A 17,897-nucleotide genomic window follows, 5' to 3' on the forward strand; every position below is an offset into this window, starting at 1 on the left:
CCTACAAGGAAACGGATACCCAAGATGAGCTTTAAGCCCCATGGAAAACATCTGATTGCTGGCGAATGGGTCGCGAGTGACCGGACCTTTGCATCTGACCCGGCGCATGGTCCGGCGCATGAATATTCAGTCGGAACACCCGATTTGGTGGCACAAGCTTGCGAAGCTGCCGAAGAGGCGTTTTGGTCCTTTGGCTACTGTTCCCGCGAAGACCGCGCCGCATTTCTGAACGCAATTGCCGATGAAATCGAAGCCCGGGGTGAAGCAATTACAGAAATTGGTACGCAGGAAACCGGTCTGCCGGAGGCACGTCTTCAGGGAGAGCGCGGCCGCACAACGGGCCAATTGCGATTGTTCGCAGCGCACATCCTAAAGGGCGATTATCTGGACCAAGCGCATGACCCAGCACTGCCCGACCGGGCACCGCTGCCGCGCCCTGATCTAAAGCTGGTCCAGCGTCCGATCGGGCCTGTCGCCGTGTTCGGCGCATCGAACTTCCCATTGGCGTTCTCGACAGCGGGCGGTGATACAGCGGCGGCTTTGGCTGCTGGGTGTCCGGTCGTGGTCAAGGGCCATTCGGCACACCCCGGCACCGGCGAAATCGTAGCTGAAGCGATCCATGCCGCCATCCAAAAGACGGGCATGCATCCCGGTGTATTCAGCATGATCCAAGGCGGCAAGCGCGATGTCGGCACCGCGCTGGTCCAGCATCCGCTGATCCGCGCGGTTGGGTTCACCGGCTCGCTTGGTGGGGGGCGTGCTTTGTTCGATCTATGCGCCGCACGGCCAGAGCCGATCCCATTCTTTGGTGAATTGGGCTCCGTCAATCCGATGTTCATGATGCCCAAAGCTATGGAAACGCGCGGCGCTGACATGGGAACTGCATGGGCTGGCTCGCTCAGCATGGGGGCAGGGCAGTTTTGCACCAATCCCGGTATTGCGGTTGTTTTGCCGGGCGCGGACGCGTTCGTGGATGCCGCACAAAGCGCTCTGAGCGAAATGGCGGCCCAAACAATGTTGACCGACGGGATTGCGGATGCCTATCGCTGCGGTGCAGCCCGCATCGCAGAAGGCGCTGGTGTGAGCGAACTTCTCGGCACCGCCTGCGAAGGTCGCGAAGCAAAACCTTATTTGTATCAAGTATCGGCCAAAGATTGGCTGGCTGAACATGCGCTACAGGAAGAAGTGTTTGGGCCCTTGGGTATTGTTGTCGTTGCGCAAAACGCGGATGAAATGTCATCTGTCGCCAAGGCATTGCAGGGGCAGTTGACCTGTACCATCCATATGGATGAGGCCGATACGCCGATGGCAAAAAGCCTGATGCCGATCATTGAGCGCAAGGCGGGCCGTGTTTTGGTTAATGGTTTCCCCACCGGTGTTGAGGTGTCTGACACGATGGTACACGGCGGGCCTTATCCTGCGTCGACCAACTTTGGGGCGACCTCGGTCGGAACGATGTCCATTCGTCGTTTCGTGCGGCCTGTGTGTTATCAAAACATGCCGGATGCTCTCTTGCCTGACGGGTTCTAAGCCCCTTTCGCCTACTTAAATTCAAAGACTGGGCGCAGCGGTTCCATCGACGCGATGGTTCACCGCTGCGCCCTCTTTGTTGGGGGTTTTGGCATGATTTGAACGCCCCGGGATTCGGAGGCAAAATCGATCAGCTTTGCCCATCTGTGGTTGCGAGGGGTTGTCCCTTGGCTCACCGCAGGGTTGTGGATAGTTCTCAATTTTGCACGCAACGCACGGCGGGAATTCTATTAATTATCTGTTTTTAGAAATTAAAATATGTAAACTTATATAGACAGTTTACAATGTAAATAAAAAAGTACACAATTTTCCTATCGGCTGTGGCCTGAAAATGGGCTGGGCCGTGAATCCACGAGAGTGGCCATCGCATCTTGCCAAGCCGTCCTCGTGTGGGTTCCGAAACCTAAACATGGAGGAGTTTGGACATGTCCGATGATCCAGAGAAGGTCTGGCCAACCGGTCTGACCCTAAAAGAGGCAGAGGAAGTGCATAGCTACCTCATCGACGGTACCCGCGTGTTCGGGGCTATCGCGCTTTTGGCACACATTCTTGTGGCGTCTGCAACGCCTTGGCTCGGCTAAGGAAGGATAGACAATGAATAATGCAAAAATGTGGCTTGTTGTGTCCCCGTCCGTCGGGGTCCCCTTGTTTCTTGGCGCAGTTGCCGTTGGGTCGTTCGCGGTCCACGTTGCTGTCCTAAGCAACACGTCTTGGGTGTCGGATTTCTTGTCCGGTCAGCCTCTTGGCTCCGGGGATGAAATGGCGTCTGCCATGACAGTACCAAACGCGGATACCGCGAAAGTGGCCTATACAACTGATCTGGACGGCGGCGCACGTGAAGTGACCATCGTTCTTGCTGATGGCACATCGGCAAAGGCCATTCTGCAGCCCAACACAATTCGGGCTTCCGCAGATGCACCGCCTGTGATCGGCACGTTTTAGTCGATCATCCGCGCCCCGGGCGATTTCGCCTGAGGGCGCTCTCTTTTCTCTGAGCGCTTGGTTGACCGCATAAGTCAGCCGATCATCGACCCGTGGTGGTAAATGGACCCATGAAGTATCGCGCCTTTGCCCTCAACAAGCTGGCTTCTATCGCGCCGCGCTATCTCCCGTTTGTGGATGTCGCGACCAAGGATGTGCCGCTGTCACGGTTGCTGCGGCTGTCGTTGTTTCAGGTAACAGTTGGCATGGCTTTGGTTCTGTTGATGGGCACCTTGAACCGGGTGATGATTGTGGAACTAAACGTCTCGGCGGCCCTTGTGGCCGGTATGCTTGCGCTGCCGTTGCTATTTGCGCCATTTCGAACGCTGGTTGGTTTTAAATCCGATGAACATCGGTCCGCCCTTGGATGGCGGCGCGTGCCCTACATCTGGAAGGGCACGATGTACCAATTCGGCGGTTTTGCGATCATGCCCTTCGCGCTTTTGGTTCTGTCCGGGTACGGCGAGGCAGTGGATGCCCCCCGCTGGCTAGGTCTGTCGTCAGCGGCGCTGGCGTTTTTGCTGGTGGGAGCTGGGCTGCACATTGTCCAGACCGTGGGGCTGGCGCTTGCGACGGATTTGGTCAAGCAAGAAGACCACCCCAAGGTCGTGGGCCTAATGTATGTGATGCTGCTTTTGGGCATGGTCATGAGCGCGTTGATCTACGGTGCGTTGTTGGCTGACTATACCCCCGGCCGTTTGATCCAAGTGATCCAAGGCTCTGCGGTGGTGACGGTCGCGCTGAACATGATCGCGATGTGGAAGCAGGAATCTCGTGACCGATCGCGCGCTTTGCGTATGGCGCAGGCACCTAAGGCTTCATTCCGCGATGCCTGGGCGCGGTTGATCGCCTTGCCCGGTACAATGCGACTGCTGGTTGTGATTGGCCTTGGTACCTTTGGCTTTGGCATGGCGGATGTCCTGTTAGAGCCATACGGTGGCCAAGCCCTCGGGTTTTCAGTGGCAGAGACGACGCGCCTGACGGCGTTGTTCGCGGGCGGCACATTGATGGGGTTTGGTATCGCCTCACGGGCGCTGGCAATCGGGGGGGATCCCGTGCGATTGGCTGCATTTGGCGCGATGATCGGCTTGCCGGGGTTTGCCGCCATTATCCTTTCGTCGGTTCATGGCGGTGCGTTTGTCTTTTGCGTGGGCACTTTGGCCACGGGTCTTGGTGCGGGGTTGTTTGGGCACGGCACACTGACGGCTACGATCCGAAATGCCCCACCGGACCAAGTCGGCCTGTCGCTTGGCGCATGGGGCGCGGTGCAAGCGACCTGCGCAGGAATTGGCGTCGCACTTGCCGGGATTGTCCGTGACATCCTTGTGGCCACCCCAAGCCTTGCGGGACTTCAGCCCAGCACGCCCTATAATGTAGTCTTCACGATCGAGATGGCGTTCCTTGTTATGGCAATATTCATTGCTATTCCGCTCGTGATCCGCCGTGGCGTTTCCCGGACGTCGCGCCCTGTAGCGACCGCACAACCAAAGCCAGTGGAGGCACAATGACAAAGATCATCACACGGTATTTTGAGCACGCGGATCAGGCAATGGCAGCGCGAGATGCGCTTGTTTTCGAGCAAAAGGTTGCGCCACAGATTATTCGCATATTCACGGAAGCCGACGGTTTGGCGGATAAACTGACCGCGTTGCAAGTCATGCCTGCTGCCGCGCAAGCCTATGAGGCCCGGCTCGCCAAGGGCGGATCCGTGATGCTGGTTGAGGCCGGATGCCGTCCCTTGGGGGTCGCGCGGATGACGCGTGAAGCTGCCGTGGCCAATGGGGCTGTGGCCCTTGAGGGGGTCGTTGATGAGGTCGAGATCAAGGACCCAACCTATGGGCGCCGTGGGCTGAGCGTTCTGCAAAGCCATCCCCGATTCATGTCCGGGGTCGAGCGTAGCGCCCGGGCGCGCGGCAATCACCATATGGCCGATTGGCCCATCCCGCTTTTGTCTAAGCGAAAGCCCTATGATGGGACCCTGTTTTATCGCCACGCCCACATGGCCAACTGGCCATTTGACCTGCTGAGTAAGCGTAAGCCCTACACTAAGTCGATCTTTGGTCGGCATCAGCGCATGGCGAGTTTTCCGATTAAACTGATCTCTCAGCGCAAGCCGTTCACGGGTTCGATTATTCCTCGTCATGGGCGAATGGCGAACATCATTCTGCCGTTGACCAATCGCCGCAAGCCGTTTGATCGCTCTATCTTTCCGCGGCATCAGCGGATGGCCACGGTACCGTTTCCCCTGTTGATCAATGGCAAAACCGGCAGCAATGCATTGATGCCCGGTGCGCCGCGCATGGCGAACTTTCCAATTGGATTGCTGAGCCGTCGCAAACCGTTCACGGGCTCTATCTTTTCGCGACACGCACGGATGGCGAGTTTTCCCATTGGATTGTTGAGCCGTCGCAAACCATTCACCGGCTCGATTTTTCCCAAACACGCGCGAATGGCCAACTTTATCCTGCCTCTCGTGATCAAACGTCAGGATCCTGCGGATCGCCCTCAACGTGACGGCTTTTCGTTTTCTCGGATGCTGGGTATGCCGACCTTGATGCAGCGTTAGTCATGGCTTACGCATTGGGCTGCGCGTGACGCGCTGCGCCGACGCCACGTGACCTATGGGACCACGACGATGTTGCCCGTGTGGGCTTTTTCGATGAATGCGGATTGTGCGGCGTGCAGTTCGCGCAGAGGGTAGGTGGCAGCCAAAGCGGGTTTGATCTCTCCCGCTTCAATGTAGCGAACAAGTGCTGCTGTGACCTCTGGTGTGATGACGGTGGACCCGGTGAACGTCAGATCGCGCAAGTAGAATGTGCGCAGATCAAACGCGACGATCGGACCTGCAATCGCGCCGGAACATGTGAGGCGCCCACCACGTTCGATGACATCGAGCAGGGCGCCCCAATTGGGTCCCCCCACAACATCTGCAAGGACGGTGATCTTTTCGTCCCCAAGGGTTGCTCGCAGGTTTTCTGGCGCGCGTGGCAGCACAATATCGGCGCCCAAGGCGCGGACAACGTCATGCTTACCTTCGGAAGCGAGAGCGACCACACGCGCACCGCGTCGCTTTGCCAACTGGATTAGGCCAGTGCCCACGCCGCCCGAGGCGCCGGGTACCAAAACGGTATCCGCCTCGGTCACGCCGGCGCGTGTCAGCATCCCCTCCGCGGTGGAGTAGGAGCATGAAAACGTGGCCAATTCGGCGTCGGACAGGGGGCTGTTTACGGCAATCGCATTAACTGCGGGCATGGTGGTGTACTGCGCAAACCCACCATCACGTTCGGAGCCGAAGTAACCAGTCTTGGTGATGTCGCTAGGGTCTTGGGGGTCACGTAGCCAGCAATCGGTGATGATCCGCTCGCCGATGCGGGCGGCGTCTACGTTGGTGCCGACGGCCACGATCTCACCACAGACGTCGGCGCCTTGAATGCGCGGGAAGGATATCGGCGCGGCCCCCCAGGTTGGGTCTTCATCGTCGACTTTGGTATAGCCATCGCCGCTGGTCGCCTCAGTGACGGCCTTGGAATACCATCCGACACGGGTGTTCACGTCCGTGTTGTTTCGCCCGCAGGCTTTGACCTGTACCAACACTTCGCCTGCATTTGGCTTGGGGCAGGGCCAATCGTCGTGCCAAACCATCTGATCCATGCTGCCATGCCCCATGGTGGCCATGGCGTTCATTGTGGTGGGCAGTGTCATTGTGCGCGAGTTCCGATTTCGTAGTTTGGCTAGGTGGGGGCCTTGGTCGCCCACCCTTCGATCAGGCAAGCCGAAGGCTGTCTCGGTTTAGGTCCATTGAGCGGTTTTGTCAGTCTAAAACGCTGTACCGCACCCAATGCCGTTCAAAACCAATTCGAATTGCAGAGGTTCTTCAGAACAGGGCCCCCCTTTTGTCGACGTTTGGCCACAGTTCGCCGCGATCTCACCCTCAGGAAAGGCGCGCACCCGATGACGACCGCGCGCTTGCAACAGCCCGTGGTGGTGCGCGTAACAATGAGACTCAGCAATGCCCCAGACGATCCAAACACTTCGGCAGAATTCCTGCCGGTGGGCACCCGGTTGTTGGGCGGCCAATATGTCATCGAGCGGTATTTGGGCAGCGGTGGTTTCGGGATCACCTATGTGGCGCGGGACAGTCTGGACCGGCAAGTTGTCATAAAGGAATGCTTCCCCGAGGCGCTGTGCCAGCGGAAAAACCGCACTGTCGTTGAACGGTCGCGGACTTCAAAAGGTCAGTTCCACGCGATCGTTGAGATGTTCGTCCGAGAGGCACGGAGCCTCGCGAAGCTGGATCATCGTAATATAGTAGGCGTTCATCAGGTCTTTAAAGACAATGAGACTGCCTACATGGCGTTGGATCTGGTTGAGGGGCAGGACCTGCTTGATATCATCGACGCAAAGGGGGATCGCCCCGCGTATGCAGAAATAAAATCAGTGCTCTGGCGGATATTGGATGCCATCGCAGTCGTCCATGCAGAGGATATGCTGCACCGTGATATCTCACCCGATAATATCTTGATCGATACCTCGGGCAGCCCCGTATTGATCGACTTTGGGGCCGCTCGGGAAGAGGCCAGCAAAAAGAGCCGTGCGCTGTCAGCGGTGCAGGTGGTCAAGGACGGGTATTCCCCGCAAGAGTTCTACGTTGCGGGCAGTAAGCAGGGGCCTTGTAGCGATTTATACGCACTCGCGGCGACATTTGTGCATGTCATCTCCGGGACCGCTCCGCCCAATAGCCAAATGCGTTTGGCGGCTATCGCGGACAAAAAGCCGGATCCCTATGTGCCTTTGGTGGGGCGTATCGCGGGGTACCCAGATGCGTTTCTGCGGCCCTTGGATCAAGCGATGGCGGTGCTGCCCAAGGATCGGGTTCAATCCGCGCAAGAATGGATGGCGTGCATCGGGGGTGAGGACGAGCCAACTGCGCCGACGCAGGTCGCCACCCAAGGGCGAGACATCGAAAAGACGGTCACGCAGTTGATCGCGATTGCGCAGCAGGAAGCTGGGCCAACGGAGCCTACAGAGCCGCAGCCGCCCCAACTGGTTTCAACCGACCCCGTGCCCAAACAGGCCGAGGTGTCGTATCAACAGCGGTTTGCGGAATTGGCCCATCCGCTTGAGCCAGAGCCAGAGCCAATGCGTTATTGCGACGAAGACGAAGCGCCGGATTGGATTGAAAAAGCACGCCTGAAACAGGTCGCACGGGTCGCAGCCAGCGAGGCGGCAATAGATGCGATGTACACGGCCAAGCTCAAGCCCAAATCTAAGTCTTATTCCAAAGCCATATCACAGCCGCTAGCCGTTCCCGTCCCTTCCAAGCTGCCGATGGTTCTGACGGTGATCGGGGCGCTGGTGTTTGCCGTGGTTCTTGGCCTGAACGGCAAACAGATCATCGCGCTGGTCTCGCCTGCGGTGGTTCCGGCTCAGACGAGCACACCGCCGATCCTGACACTGGACGGTGAGGATGTGTTGTAAACCTGTGCGCGATGTCAGCGCGTCAAAAGCAAAATGAAATGAGGGTCCTAGATGACTTTGTTTAAACGCGTCTTCAATACACCGCCCAAAAGCGAACCTGTTGCGCCCGTCGACATGGCTGAGCCGGAGTTGGATCAAATTCTGGACACACGCGCATTGTCCGAGGTGCTGGCGCGTGCAGAGAGTGGCCCAATACTATCCGAGGAACCGACCCAAGATCAGGTGCCTAGCACGCCAATACTTGCAGACGTCACGCCGCGTGAGATCGATCCAATCCCGCGGGATGAGGACTATACGCTGGCCCGCGCAGAGGATTTGGTAAGCCCTGCGCGCGCCCCTGCCGCCCCGGACCCGTCTGATGCATTCGCCGAGCAAGAGGCGCTCGCGGCGCAAGAAATTGCGGCGTTTCAGGCGCGTATCGCGGAAAAGCAAAGAATGATAGAGGAGGCGCGGCAGTCTCAGGCTCTGCATCGGACGCCAGTATCCGAGGTGCAGTTTACGACGCCACCACAGAAACCAACGCCAGTGCCAGAGGCGGACCCGCCGCAATCCGCTGGCCGCTCTGCACGTCGGGTTCGGACACGGATGCTTGGGTTTGACCAAGAGGCCGCGATCGTCGATCCGATTGACAAAGCCGCGGCCCAAGTCAGCCCACAGGGGGCTCGTTTTCCGGTGGCGTGGATCGTCGTGGCGGATGGGCCGGGCCGGGGGCACAGCTTTACGCTGTATTCTGGCGTTTCGACCATTGGTCGTGGCGATGATCAAACTGTTGTGTTGGATCTTGGCGATACAAGTATCTCACGCGAACAACATGCCGCCATCGCCTACGACGAGGAAGCCAACGGCTTTTTCCTCGGGCATGGAGGAAAGTCCAACATTGTTCGTCTGAATGGTCGCCCAGTCCTAAGTACCGAAGATTTACAGAACGGGGATATGATCCGTATCGGTGAAACAACGCTGCGGTTTGTGGCCTTGTGTGGAGACGCATTTGTCTGGGAAGGCGCGGGTCATGCACAAACAAATTGAGCCGCTATTCTCCTTTGATGTTGCCTCGGCGATGTCGCGGGGCGCCCGGGACTATCAAGAAGATGCGATGCTGGCCGATATCGCAAATGGGGCGGACCTTGGGTTTGTGATCCTTGCGGACGGAATGGGGGGGCACGCGGCAGGCGATGTCGCCAGCCAGATTGTCCTGACGGAAGTGTTCCGCGCGCTGACATCCATGCGTAGCGAAATGGTGGCGGACAAGTCCTGCATTCAAGATACACTTAAGGACGCCGCGCGCGCGGCCAACAGTCGTTTGCGATCTCATGTTGAGATGCACGCGGATTGTAGCGGGATGGGGTCGACCTTGGTGGTCGCTGTCCTGATCGCAGATGAGCTGCATTGGATATCGGTCGGGGATTCCCCGCTTTTTCTGTTCCGTGACAATGAACTGACCCAACTCAATGAAGATCACTCTATGAGCCGCGCAATTGATACTATGGTCGCAGCGGGTGCGATGAGTGAGGCAGAGGGGAAAGATCATCCCGATCGCAATGTGCTAACCTCTGTGCTGTATGGCAAACCCATCCCACACATGGATTGTCCCGACGCCCCCCTGACGCTGAGAGGGGGCGACACGCTGATTGTCGCCAGCGATGGGCTACAATTTCTGTCTAATCTAGAGATAGAAGCCGTGCTGCGCGATAAGCCTCTCAGTGGGAGTGCCGAGATATCCGATAGTCTGATGGATCAGCTGGAGCGCCTACAAGATCCGGATTTGGACAACGTTTCCATGTCCGTGGTTCAGGTCAAGGCGGCTCGTGGGGACGCAAGCATAAGGCCAGCTGTGCCATTAAGGGTCATCGAAACTGGTAGTATTCCTGACTTTGTTCAGCCGATGTTTTCCATTGGACCTCGTGCAAAAGGGGCGGCGGGGTGAGTAAAGGCAAGGACCATCGGGAGGTCTTAGCAGCACTTCAGGTGCTACTGCGGTCCGGCAGGCTTTCAGCGGACGCGCATGATGAGGGCACGGGTGTCTTGGCTGCGATAGCATCTAAAACACGGCTGCTAATTGCAGGCCCAGAAAGTGCGGGGCGGGATGCGCTAGCGAATGCCATTTGCGCACGCGCCATGCCCGATATTGAGTTGTTCGTTGCCGACACGCCCGCGGGGTTTGATCCTAATGGCGCGGATATCTGCATTTGGTGCACGGCGGTATTCTCCGCAGCAGAGGTACAGGTTTGGCAGCCCCTCCCTGATCGTTTGAAACGCCTCAGTTTTTTGGTGCCAGTTGCTGATGTCACAACTCTCCCCGAGCGGCTCAGTGAGGGCCAATTAGCCGACCTCAAAATTATCGCAGCCAAAGAATTTCACGGGCTGTTCCCGATTGTATTGGGTGCAGAGCGAGGTTCACAAAACGCAGAACTATCGTCCATTTTGCTACGTGAAATAGAAAGCATGGTGTGCGCGCTCAGGTTGGCATCTTATGAGGAAGCTCAGAAGTTTCTCGCCAGCCGTGATGACGAAGTGCCCATGCCTGAAGCCGAACCCAACACAGTGGCTGAAACTGGCCAAGGGAGTGATGAGGGAGCCACTCAAAACGCGGCTCAACAGGCGCTGTCGATCCTAGCAGAGTATACCAGTGACTTAGCACCTGAAATTGTCGACGACGACCCGGAGGTACTTGGGTATATTCTGACGAATTGTGTAGCCGCCGCGGACGCATTGGCGGAGGCGATGCAAGCCCATCTTGATGCTGTGGCATCGCACGAATTGATACTTTTGTCCGAAGATGCGCGTACCGCTGCGGACCATATCCTGCTTCTGTCGGTTGAGGGTGGGCTTACGCAGACGATTTGCGCGGTCACAACCTTGCTACAGTTGCGGCGCGAATTGGAAGTGCTCAATGCCGCATAATTGGGCAGCGCTACACGGAGTGTTAACCCCCGTGCTCTACTGGCTATGTTGATATGAACATAGCTCCTCCCATAGCACCCCCGGATACTGACGATGGTTTGAGCGCGTCTGAGCGGCTTTTGAAGTCCGCTGTCGCGGGGTTGGACGCGTTTGCGCAAAAGACACAGGCGATACAGACTGCCGTTGGGACGGCCAAAAAGCTTGGTGATGAGAATAGTGCCAAAATCGCTGCGCAGCTTGAGGCGAAGATCGAAGCGTTTGAGCCGAGCGTGACGATGATCGGCCAGATTAAATCGGGCAAGACATCTCTTGTGAATTGCATGATTGGCCGCCCGGATCTGTTGCCAACGGACGTGAACCCGTGGACTTCGGTCGTCACATCACTGCACATGTCGCCCGAACCGATTGCCTCTGAAACCCGCGCGCGGTTTTGCTTTTTCGAAGAAAATGAGTGGGATCGACTGATTGCAGGCGGTGGCCGTATCGGGGAACTGGCGAACCGCGCTGGCGCAGATGAAGAACTGGCCAAGATCAGAGCGCAGGTTGAACAAATGCGCCAAAAATCAAAACTGCGTCTTGGTGACAGGTTTGAGCTTTTGCTCGGGCAGCAGCATGAGTACGGCTATTTCGATCACGAATTGGTCGAGAGGTATGTTTGTCTTGGCGACGATTTCGATGACAGCGCATCTAAGCAGCAGGGGCGATTTGCGGACATAACGCGATCGGCTGATCTATTCTTTCATCAGCCCGCGCTGCCAATTCGACTATGTATCCGGGATACGCCAGGCGTAAACGACACCTTTATGATGCGAGAGCAGATTACTATTCGCGCGATCCGGGATAGCCGTATCTGCGTTGTGGTACTGTCTGCGCATCAGGCGTTGTCGTCGACGGATTTGGCGTTGGTGCGATTGATATCAAACGTAAAATCCAACGAGGTCATTATTTTCGTCAACCGTATCGATGAGCTGTCTGAGCCTAGCACTCAAGTGGTTCAAATCCGCGACAGCATTATCGAAACGCTGGCCAAAACGGATGGACCAAAGGACGCGGAGATTATCTTTGGCAGCGCGATCTGGGCACAAGGCGCCATGGTGGGGTCATTTTCCCGTGTGCCTGAAGCAAGCAAGGTCGCGCTAATGCAGCTCGTGAACTCGCATGAGGACCCAAGCTTACAACATCAAACAACGCGTTTTGTGTTGTGGGAATTATCGGGGATGCCCGCGCTTTATGCGACTATTGCAAGCCGTATTGCCTGTGGAGAGGGGCAGGAGCTAAATCGGCAAATGGCCGTGCGTGCCCGCAATCTGCTTTCTGGGGCGCAACAGGCCGACAACCTAAAAGCCAAGGCGCGGGTCGGAGAAACCCCGGTCCAACTCAGCGCGTCCGAGATCAATACTGCAATTGCCGAGATTGAGGGTAGTTCAAACACGAAATTGAAGGCTGAGCTTGCTGATGCACAGACGGCTTTTTCTGTCCGGTTGACCCGTGTGCACGATAGTTTTTTGGCGCGTGCCACGGATGCTTTGCTGTCCCATCTAGAGCAACGCGGTGACGGCGAAGTGTGGGAATATGACCCGGCCGGTTTGCGCCTTTTGCTTCGATCTTCATATCAAGCTTACGGAAAAGCGGTGCAATCAGCCTTCGATCGTTGTGTGCAACAGGCTGCGGCGGATATCACATCACTCTATCAAAGCGCGTTGGGTTTGCCGTCTGAATTGTTTGATATCAAAGCCCCACCACCGCCGTGTGTACCCCCACCGGTAACACTGGGGCAGACAATCGCTCTAGACTTGAAGGGCACATGGTGGCGCAACTGGTGGTATAAACGGCGGGGTTATCAGTCTTTTGCGGCAGATTTTCGGAAATTGATTCATGCTGAAACCATCGGTGTGATTGAAGATCTAAAATCACAGCATGGCGATGCTTTGCATGCAAAGGCGGCCCGGGAAGCGGAGAAATTTGTGCATGAGCAGACAGAAATTCTTCTAAATACTTTATCTGCACCCTTACTGGCCGAGGATGAAGTCGACGCATTGTTCGATCGCCAAGCCTTGATTGCACGCGATGCCGAAGCGCAGCACGCGATCCGAAGCCTAGAGGCTTTTGAAGGATGAACCAAATAGCTGCGGATCAGGACAAACCTTGTATTGCGCTAATGGGCGAATTTAGTGCGGGTAAAAGCACGCTAGCCAATTTGTTGATTGGCAGTCAGCCATTGCCGGTACAAGTCGTCGCAAGCCACGTTCCCCCTGTGATGATTTCTTATGGGGCAGAGCCTCCCTTTAGGGTTGATCTTGATGGCGTAGAGCATCCAATTGACGTGTCCCATATCGCAGCAGCACCGCTTGAAGACACCGCCTATGTTCAGATTTTTTCTGAGGCCGACGTACTCGAGAGATGTGATCTTTTGGATATGCCGGGGATTTCTGATCCAAATATGTCGCCACAGATTTGGCAGCGTATGATTGCGCGGGCTGATGGTGTTCTCTGGTGTAGCCATGCGACACAGGCTTGGCGTCAGAGCGAGGCTGCAGTCTGGAGCAATTTACCAGAAAATTTACATGCACACAGCCTTCTGTTGCTCACTCGAATTGATAAAGTGACGAATGAGAAAGATCGCGAAAAGATCATGCGGCGCGTTCGCATGGAAGTGGGTGATTTGTTTCGTGCCTGTCTTCCAATCTCACTCTTGCAAGCCGCGCACGAGCAGAATGATTATGATGCGTGGCTGCGGACGGGGGCAGGTGATTTTGTGCGCCAATTCAAGCAGATCTTAGATGAACTTAGGCCCAATCCCGAGTGTAAATCCTTGGGCGAAACCGGTGCAAAGGCCGCGCCGCCGTGTGTGTCTGCAAGACCTGTCAATGAACAATCCTTACGGCGCATCGTGCCGCGCCGTATTGGCGGAGTACGTGCCGTGACGCCGCGGCCCGAATCCGATTGAAGCGTTTTCGCTGTTTACCCTTTTGCAATGTCCCATGACGTATCGTGCCGGCTTAACGGTTTAGAGCAAAAGGCCAATCGGGAGGCATAGTGTCAGCATGGAAGTCGCAGAACGGATGCGATCACTTCGGACCCAGTTTCCTGAGTGCACGTTGATGGCATTCGCCGATCTAAGTGCTGGGATGATCCTGTCAGTAAGCGCTGATACGTCTCGTATGCAGGAAGAAATTAGCGGTCTGTGTTCTACTGCTAAGGATGTGTTGTCTTGTACGGCAAGCGGATCTCTCGGCAGCCTTATCACCAACGGTACTGATACCAACGCTTTCGAAGCGATACTCATTGAGCATGAAGAGGTAGGAGTTTTCCTCAGGTCGACGGTCAAACAAAATGATGCGTTTTGTTGCGTATGTTCAGCTCAAATTTCTCTATCTCATTTTTTGCCCGCTGTACGTGCCGCGATTGATACGCTGGACGTGTCGCAATGAGTGACGGTGCAGAACTGCCAGATGTTTCAGTGCTTGTTTCTCGATTGCACAGCCTGTCGTGTGCCCAATCTCTAAATTTCCGCGAAAAATGTCCCTTGAGTATGGATGACCCAAGAGCGAGCTTGATCGCGAAGATCGAAGAAACCCAACTGCCGAGGCGACTTGTCTTCACAAATGACCGGGCTGGGAAGATCTCATTCTTTGTGAACGGAGGGCGCTTGCTAGGCGTTGAGTACTTCACTTCCCTTGGCAAAACTCGCTTCTACAAACCCTCTGGCACGGGGGATCCGCGTCGAGTTGTCTGTACCGAGCCCGTTGCTGAGGCCCTGGAACGTTTTTTTCGCAAAGCCAATCAACCAACGGTTCGTTCATACCGCTTTGATCCAAACGAGCTACAGGATGATGAAGAATGCGACCCACCCGCGATACTCGATATTTCACGTGTCCTGAGCGAGGCCGACGCCATTCCATTATCGCCTCTAGCCGCTTTTTCCGATCAATGCCGCGTGCTGGCAGAGGCTTTGGTGGTGTTGAAGGACGGAGAATTTCAGGTGCTCTGGGGCGATCCAGGCCTGCTAGAGCCGCTGAAGTCTTTGGCGATGGAAGAGGGAGCTAAACATATTGAACAAACCCGCATCGTTTCAGAAGATATGCCCGAGACAGCCTGTGCAATCTACAGCGGGCATCCTTCCGGCGGCCGATCAGTTTTTTGTGCGACCCAATCGGGGGCAATTCTTTTGGCTTTGTGCCCATACGAAAAATCGACCGAGTTGATTACGCTTTGGCAAAGCCATTTGGCGAAATTGCCAGAGGCTTCCTTATGAGATGGGCTTGGTGTCACGAGACAAGCCCATCTCCCGAATGACCATCAATGCGCGTGCTTATGAACTTTTCCAGCCATCAAGCAAAACAAACGCAACCTGCCATCTCTATCCACGCATACGTTCGTGTTTTGGGTCAAAAGCACCCGGAGCTATGACTTCGGCCTCGACCATGTCTCCGCATAGATCAAGCGACATCGTCGCCCCTAGGCCGGCGACGTCTATCTCAACAAAAGCATAGGCTAGGTTTTTGCTCACTCGATACCCCCATGCGCCGGACGTGATTGTTCCGACAACGCGATTGTCTTGCATCAAGGACGCGCCGGGATGTGCGGGTGCGTGATCTGTTTTGATGTGCAGTGTCACGAGCTGCTTGTTGGGCCCCTGCGCGAGGCGTTCTTTCAAAGCCTCATGCCCAATAAACGGGCCCTTATCGATGCGCACAAACCGCGTGAGGCCTGTTTCATAGGGGTCGAATTCGGTGATAATATCAGCTTTCCAGTGCAAGAAGCCCTTTTCCATTCGCATGGTTTCAACGGCCCGCGCGCCGAACAGGCGTAAGTCGAAACCTGCCCCCGCTGCACGCAATGCCAGATAGGCGGCGTATAGGGATGCGTTGGGCACGTGGATTTCATAGGCGAGTTCGCCCGAAAAACTGACCCGCATGACAGTCGCAGGCGCAAACCCGATCTCACACTCGCGCACCCGCAGGAACGGGAACGCGTCGTTTGACCAATCGCCGCGTGCGCAGGCTTGTAGGACCGCGCGCGCATCTGGGCCGGCCAGAACAAGGATCGTCATGTCATTGGTGAGGCTACGAATTTGGACGTCTTCATCTGTGCGGATATGTGCGCTGAGCCAGTCCATGTCGTGGTATTCGCTTGCGGCGGCTGACCCATACCACATGCGCTCCGGGCCTCGGTCGCTTGCGGGCAGGTTGGCGACAGTGGCCTCTGCCTTCACCATTCCATGCTCATTGAGCAGATAGACCAACCCCAAGCGGCCGTCTTTTTTGGGCACAAAGCTGCAACTCATCCGATCCACAAATGCGTGACGATCCGCGCCAGTAATCTCAAACCGGTTGAAACCGTTTACCTCACACAAACCGACCTTGGTGTGAACATGTGCCACTTCTGCGCCGACGGCTTCGAAAGTGTTGTCAAATTCAAACGAATGCGTCGCCACAAAGTCGGACGTCGGTTTGATAAAGTCCACGCGCTCCCACCCGTTTACCACGGTGAATTCCGCGCCCTCAGCCGCCAATACAGGAGTGAGCGGAGTGGTTTTTGCAGGTCGGCCCGCGGGCCGATGTTCATGGGGGAAGTGGAAGCGGAACTCATTTTGATAATCTTCGATGGCTTTGAGCGCGGTTAACTCCACCGTCGCGTGGCCGGTGAAGCGGCGCGGATCGATGCACCACGTGTCATAGCACGCCTCGCCATGTACGATTTGTTGCGCCAATAGCCAGCCATGCCCACCGCCTTCTCCTAGCCCGGCACGTAGGCCGATGATACAGAACGCGTTCCGCTTTCCAGGGATTGGGCCCACCAATGGCGCGCCGTCGATGGTGTATGTAATTGGGCCGTTAACGACCCGCTTGATGCCCACTTCGGCCAAGACGGGCATCCGCTCAAATGCGCCCTCTAGCACGTCCATCACGCGGTCTAGGTCGTCAGGACAAAGGTCATTGGAAAAGTCTGGGCTGATCCCATCCATGCCCCATGTTTTGCAATCTTGCTCATAGAAGCCGACCAGCAATCCGCCCTTTTCTTGGCGCGAGTAATAATCCGAGATTGGGCACCGCAAAAGCGGCATCCGGTGACCGGCCTCGGCGATGGCGGGGATGTCTTCGGTGACGAAATACTGATGCTCCATCGACGCTACGGGGTGCCGAACACCCATCATCGCCCCGACTTCGTTGACACGGTAGCCACCAGCATTCACGACGATGTCTGCCGCAATGTCCCCCTTAGTGGTGTGCACAATCCAAGTGTCATCAGACAGCTGCTTGAGGCCCGTTACGGCGGTGTTGCGGTAAACTTCAGCGCCCGCTTTGCGCGCATGAAACGCTAAGGCCTGACACAGTTGGGCGGGGTCAATATCACCGTCCTCACCATCCCATAAACCGCCCAGCAAGTTCTCGGTCGATATCAGCGGATGCCTCCGCGCGCATTCCTCGGCATCCAAGATCTCATATTCAACGCCCATGCCCCGCGCCATCGAGGCAAAATGGCGATAGCCCTGCATGTGACCTTCGGTATTGGCAAGCCGTATGCCGCCATCACCGTGGTGATAGCCTACGGGGTATTCCGGATCGTCGCGTAGCTTTTTGTATAGCGCGATGGAGTGCGACTTTAGCCCCACCATCGTCTGGTTCATCCCAAAATTCGTCACCTGAGCGGCAGAGTGCCAAGTCGTGCCGCTTGTTAGCTCATCACGTTCAATTAGGACGACGTCGCTCCAACCTTCTTGGGTCAGGTGATACAAAGTCGAGCAGCCTGCGATGCCGCCACCGATTACAGCGACTTTAGTTCGTGATTTCATGGGGTTAGGCCTCTGATTGTCGAGCGTTTGAACCGCAGAAAACCACGAACCAAGTGTGTTGAAAAGTCGAATTGCAAGTATTCCTTAGGTCCAGTTAACGTCGCGCCGTGCGCCTCGTGACGATCGCGTTGCAATTGATCCTTGAAAGGGTACGCTTCGACTGCGAACCGCGCCATTTGACAGGGAGAAAGCCATGAGTCGCGTCAAACTG

General features: G+C 56.3%; 15 protein-coding genes. 13 read left to right on the top strand and 2 right to left on the bottom strand.

The genetic code is table 11. The features are described from left to right. Positions 1-24 precede the first annotated feature (24 nt). The 5 genes from AC4GMC_RS06165 (at position 25) to AC4GMC_RS06185 (ending at position 5,077) form a co-directional block, all read left to right on the top strand. Positions 25-1,530 (top strand): aldehyde dehydrogenase (NADP(+)), encoded by a 1,506-nt coding sequence (locus tag AC4GMC_RS06165; protein ID WP_487877992.1) that lies wholly within the window; start codon positions 25-27, stop codon positions 1,528-1,530. Positions 1,531-1,955: 425 nt separating this feature from the next. Then, entirely contained in the window at positions 1,956-2,111 is a 156-nt protein-coding gene (gene pufB, locus AC4GMC_RS06170) for a light-harvesting antenna LH1, beta subunit (RefSeq protein ID WP_038008076.1), read from the top strand. 13 nt (positions 2,112-2,124) lie between these two features. Further along, on the top strand, positions 2,125-2,472 hold the full coding sequence (locus AC4GMC_RS06175) for a light-harvesting protein (RefSeq protein ID WP_487877991.1): 348 nt from the start codon (positions 2,125-2,127) through the stop codon (positions 2,470-2,472). Between the two features lie 110 nt (positions 2,473-2,582). Then, a complete protein-coding gene (locus AC4GMC_RS06180) occupies positions 2,583-4,019 on the top strand; it encodes a PucC family protein (protein ID WP_487878856.1) in 1,437 nt (478 codons plus the stop codon). Beyond that, positions 4,016-5,077, top strand: a complete 1,062-nt coding sequence (locus AC4GMC_RS06185) for a PucR family transcriptional regulator (RefSeq protein ID WP_487878855.1) — start codon at positions 4,016-4,018, stop codon at positions 5,075-5,077. Before AC4GMC_RS06180 ends, AC4GMC_RS06185 begins: the two co-directional genes overlap by 4 nt. A 53-nt stretch (positions 5,078-5,130) precedes the next feature. Here the strand turns inward: AC4GMC_RS06185 and AC4GMC_RS06190 are convergent, their stop codons facing one another. Beyond that, the gene (locus AC4GMC_RS06190; protein WP_487876522.1) at positions 5,131-6,213 is read right to left on the bottom strand and encodes an alcohol dehydrogenase family protein; all 1,083 of its coding nucleotides are present in this window, start codon (positions 6,211-6,213) and stop codon (positions 5,131-5,133) included. Positions 6,214-6,462: 249 nt separating this feature from the next. Between AC4GMC_RS06190 and AC4GMC_RS06195 the strand changes: the two genes are divergently transcribed. The 8 genes from AC4GMC_RS06195 to AC4GMC_RS06230 all read left to right on the top strand — a co-directional run bounded on the left by AC4GMC_RS06195 (position 6,463) and on the right by AC4GMC_RS06230 (position 15,145). Next, positions 6,463-7,989 carry a serine/threonine-protein kinase gene (locus AC4GMC_RS06195; protein WP_487876521.1) on the top strand — a complete coding sequence of 509 codons (1,527 nt, stop codon included), beginning with the start codon at positions 6,463-6,465 and terminating at the stop codon, positions 7,987-7,989. Between the two features lie 51 nt (positions 7,990-8,040). Beyond that, the gene (locus tag AC4GMC_RS06200; protein WP_487876520.1) at positions 8,041-9,015 is read left to right on the top strand and encodes an FHA domain-containing protein; all 975 of its coding nucleotides are present in this window, start codon (positions 8,041-8,043) and stop codon (positions 9,013-9,015) included. Beyond that, positions 8,999-9,913 (top strand): PP2C family protein-serine/threonine phosphatase, encoded by a 915-nt coding sequence (locus AC4GMC_RS06205; RefSeq protein WP_487876519.1) that lies wholly within the window; start codon positions 8,999-9,001, stop codon positions 9,911-9,913. The genes AC4GMC_RS06200 and AC4GMC_RS06205 overlap by 17 nt, the downstream gene beginning before the upstream one ends. Then, on the top strand, positions 9,910-10,890 hold the full coding sequence (locus tag AC4GMC_RS06210) for a hypothetical protein (protein WP_487876518.1): 981 nt from the start codon (positions 9,910-9,912) through the stop codon (positions 10,888-10,890). Before AC4GMC_RS06205 ends, AC4GMC_RS06210 begins: the two co-directional genes overlap by 4 nt. Positions 10,891-10,943: 53 nt before the next feature. Continuing rightward, positions 10,944-13,007, top strand: coding sequence for a dynamin family protein (locus AC4GMC_RS06215; protein ID WP_487876517.1), 2,064 nt, complete (start codon positions 10,944-10,946; stop codon positions 13,005-13,007). Continuing rightward, positions 13,004-13,837 carry a dynamin family protein gene (locus tag AC4GMC_RS06220; protein WP_487876516.1) on the top strand — a complete coding sequence of 278 codons (834 nt, stop codon included), beginning with the start codon at positions 13,004-13,006 and terminating at the stop codon, positions 13,835-13,837. The genes AC4GMC_RS06215 and AC4GMC_RS06220 overlap by 4 nt, the downstream gene beginning before the upstream one ends. A gap of 154 nt (positions 13,838-13,991) precedes the next feature. After that, positions 13,992-14,321 carry a hypothetical protein gene (locus AC4GMC_RS06225; RefSeq protein ID WP_487876515.1) on the top strand — a complete coding sequence of 110 codons (330 nt, stop codon included), beginning with the start codon at positions 13,992-13,994 and terminating at the stop codon, positions 14,319-14,321. Next, positions 14,318-15,145, top strand: coding sequence for a hypothetical protein (locus tag AC4GMC_RS06230; RefSeq protein ID WP_487876514.1), 828 nt, complete (start codon positions 14,318-14,320; stop codon positions 15,143-15,145). Before AC4GMC_RS06225 ends, AC4GMC_RS06230 begins: the two co-directional genes overlap by 4 nt. 105 nt (positions 15,146-15,250) lie before the next feature. Here AC4GMC_RS06230 and AC4GMC_RS06235 read toward each other — a convergent pair whose 3' ends face one another. After that, positions 15,251-17,686, bottom strand: a complete 2,436-nt coding sequence (locus tag AC4GMC_RS06235) for a GcvT family protein (RefSeq protein ID WP_487876513.1) — start codon at positions 17,684-17,686, stop codon at positions 15,251-15,253. Positions 17,687-17,897 lie beyond the last annotated feature (211 nt).

The organism is Thalassobacter sp., assembly GCF_982993085.1.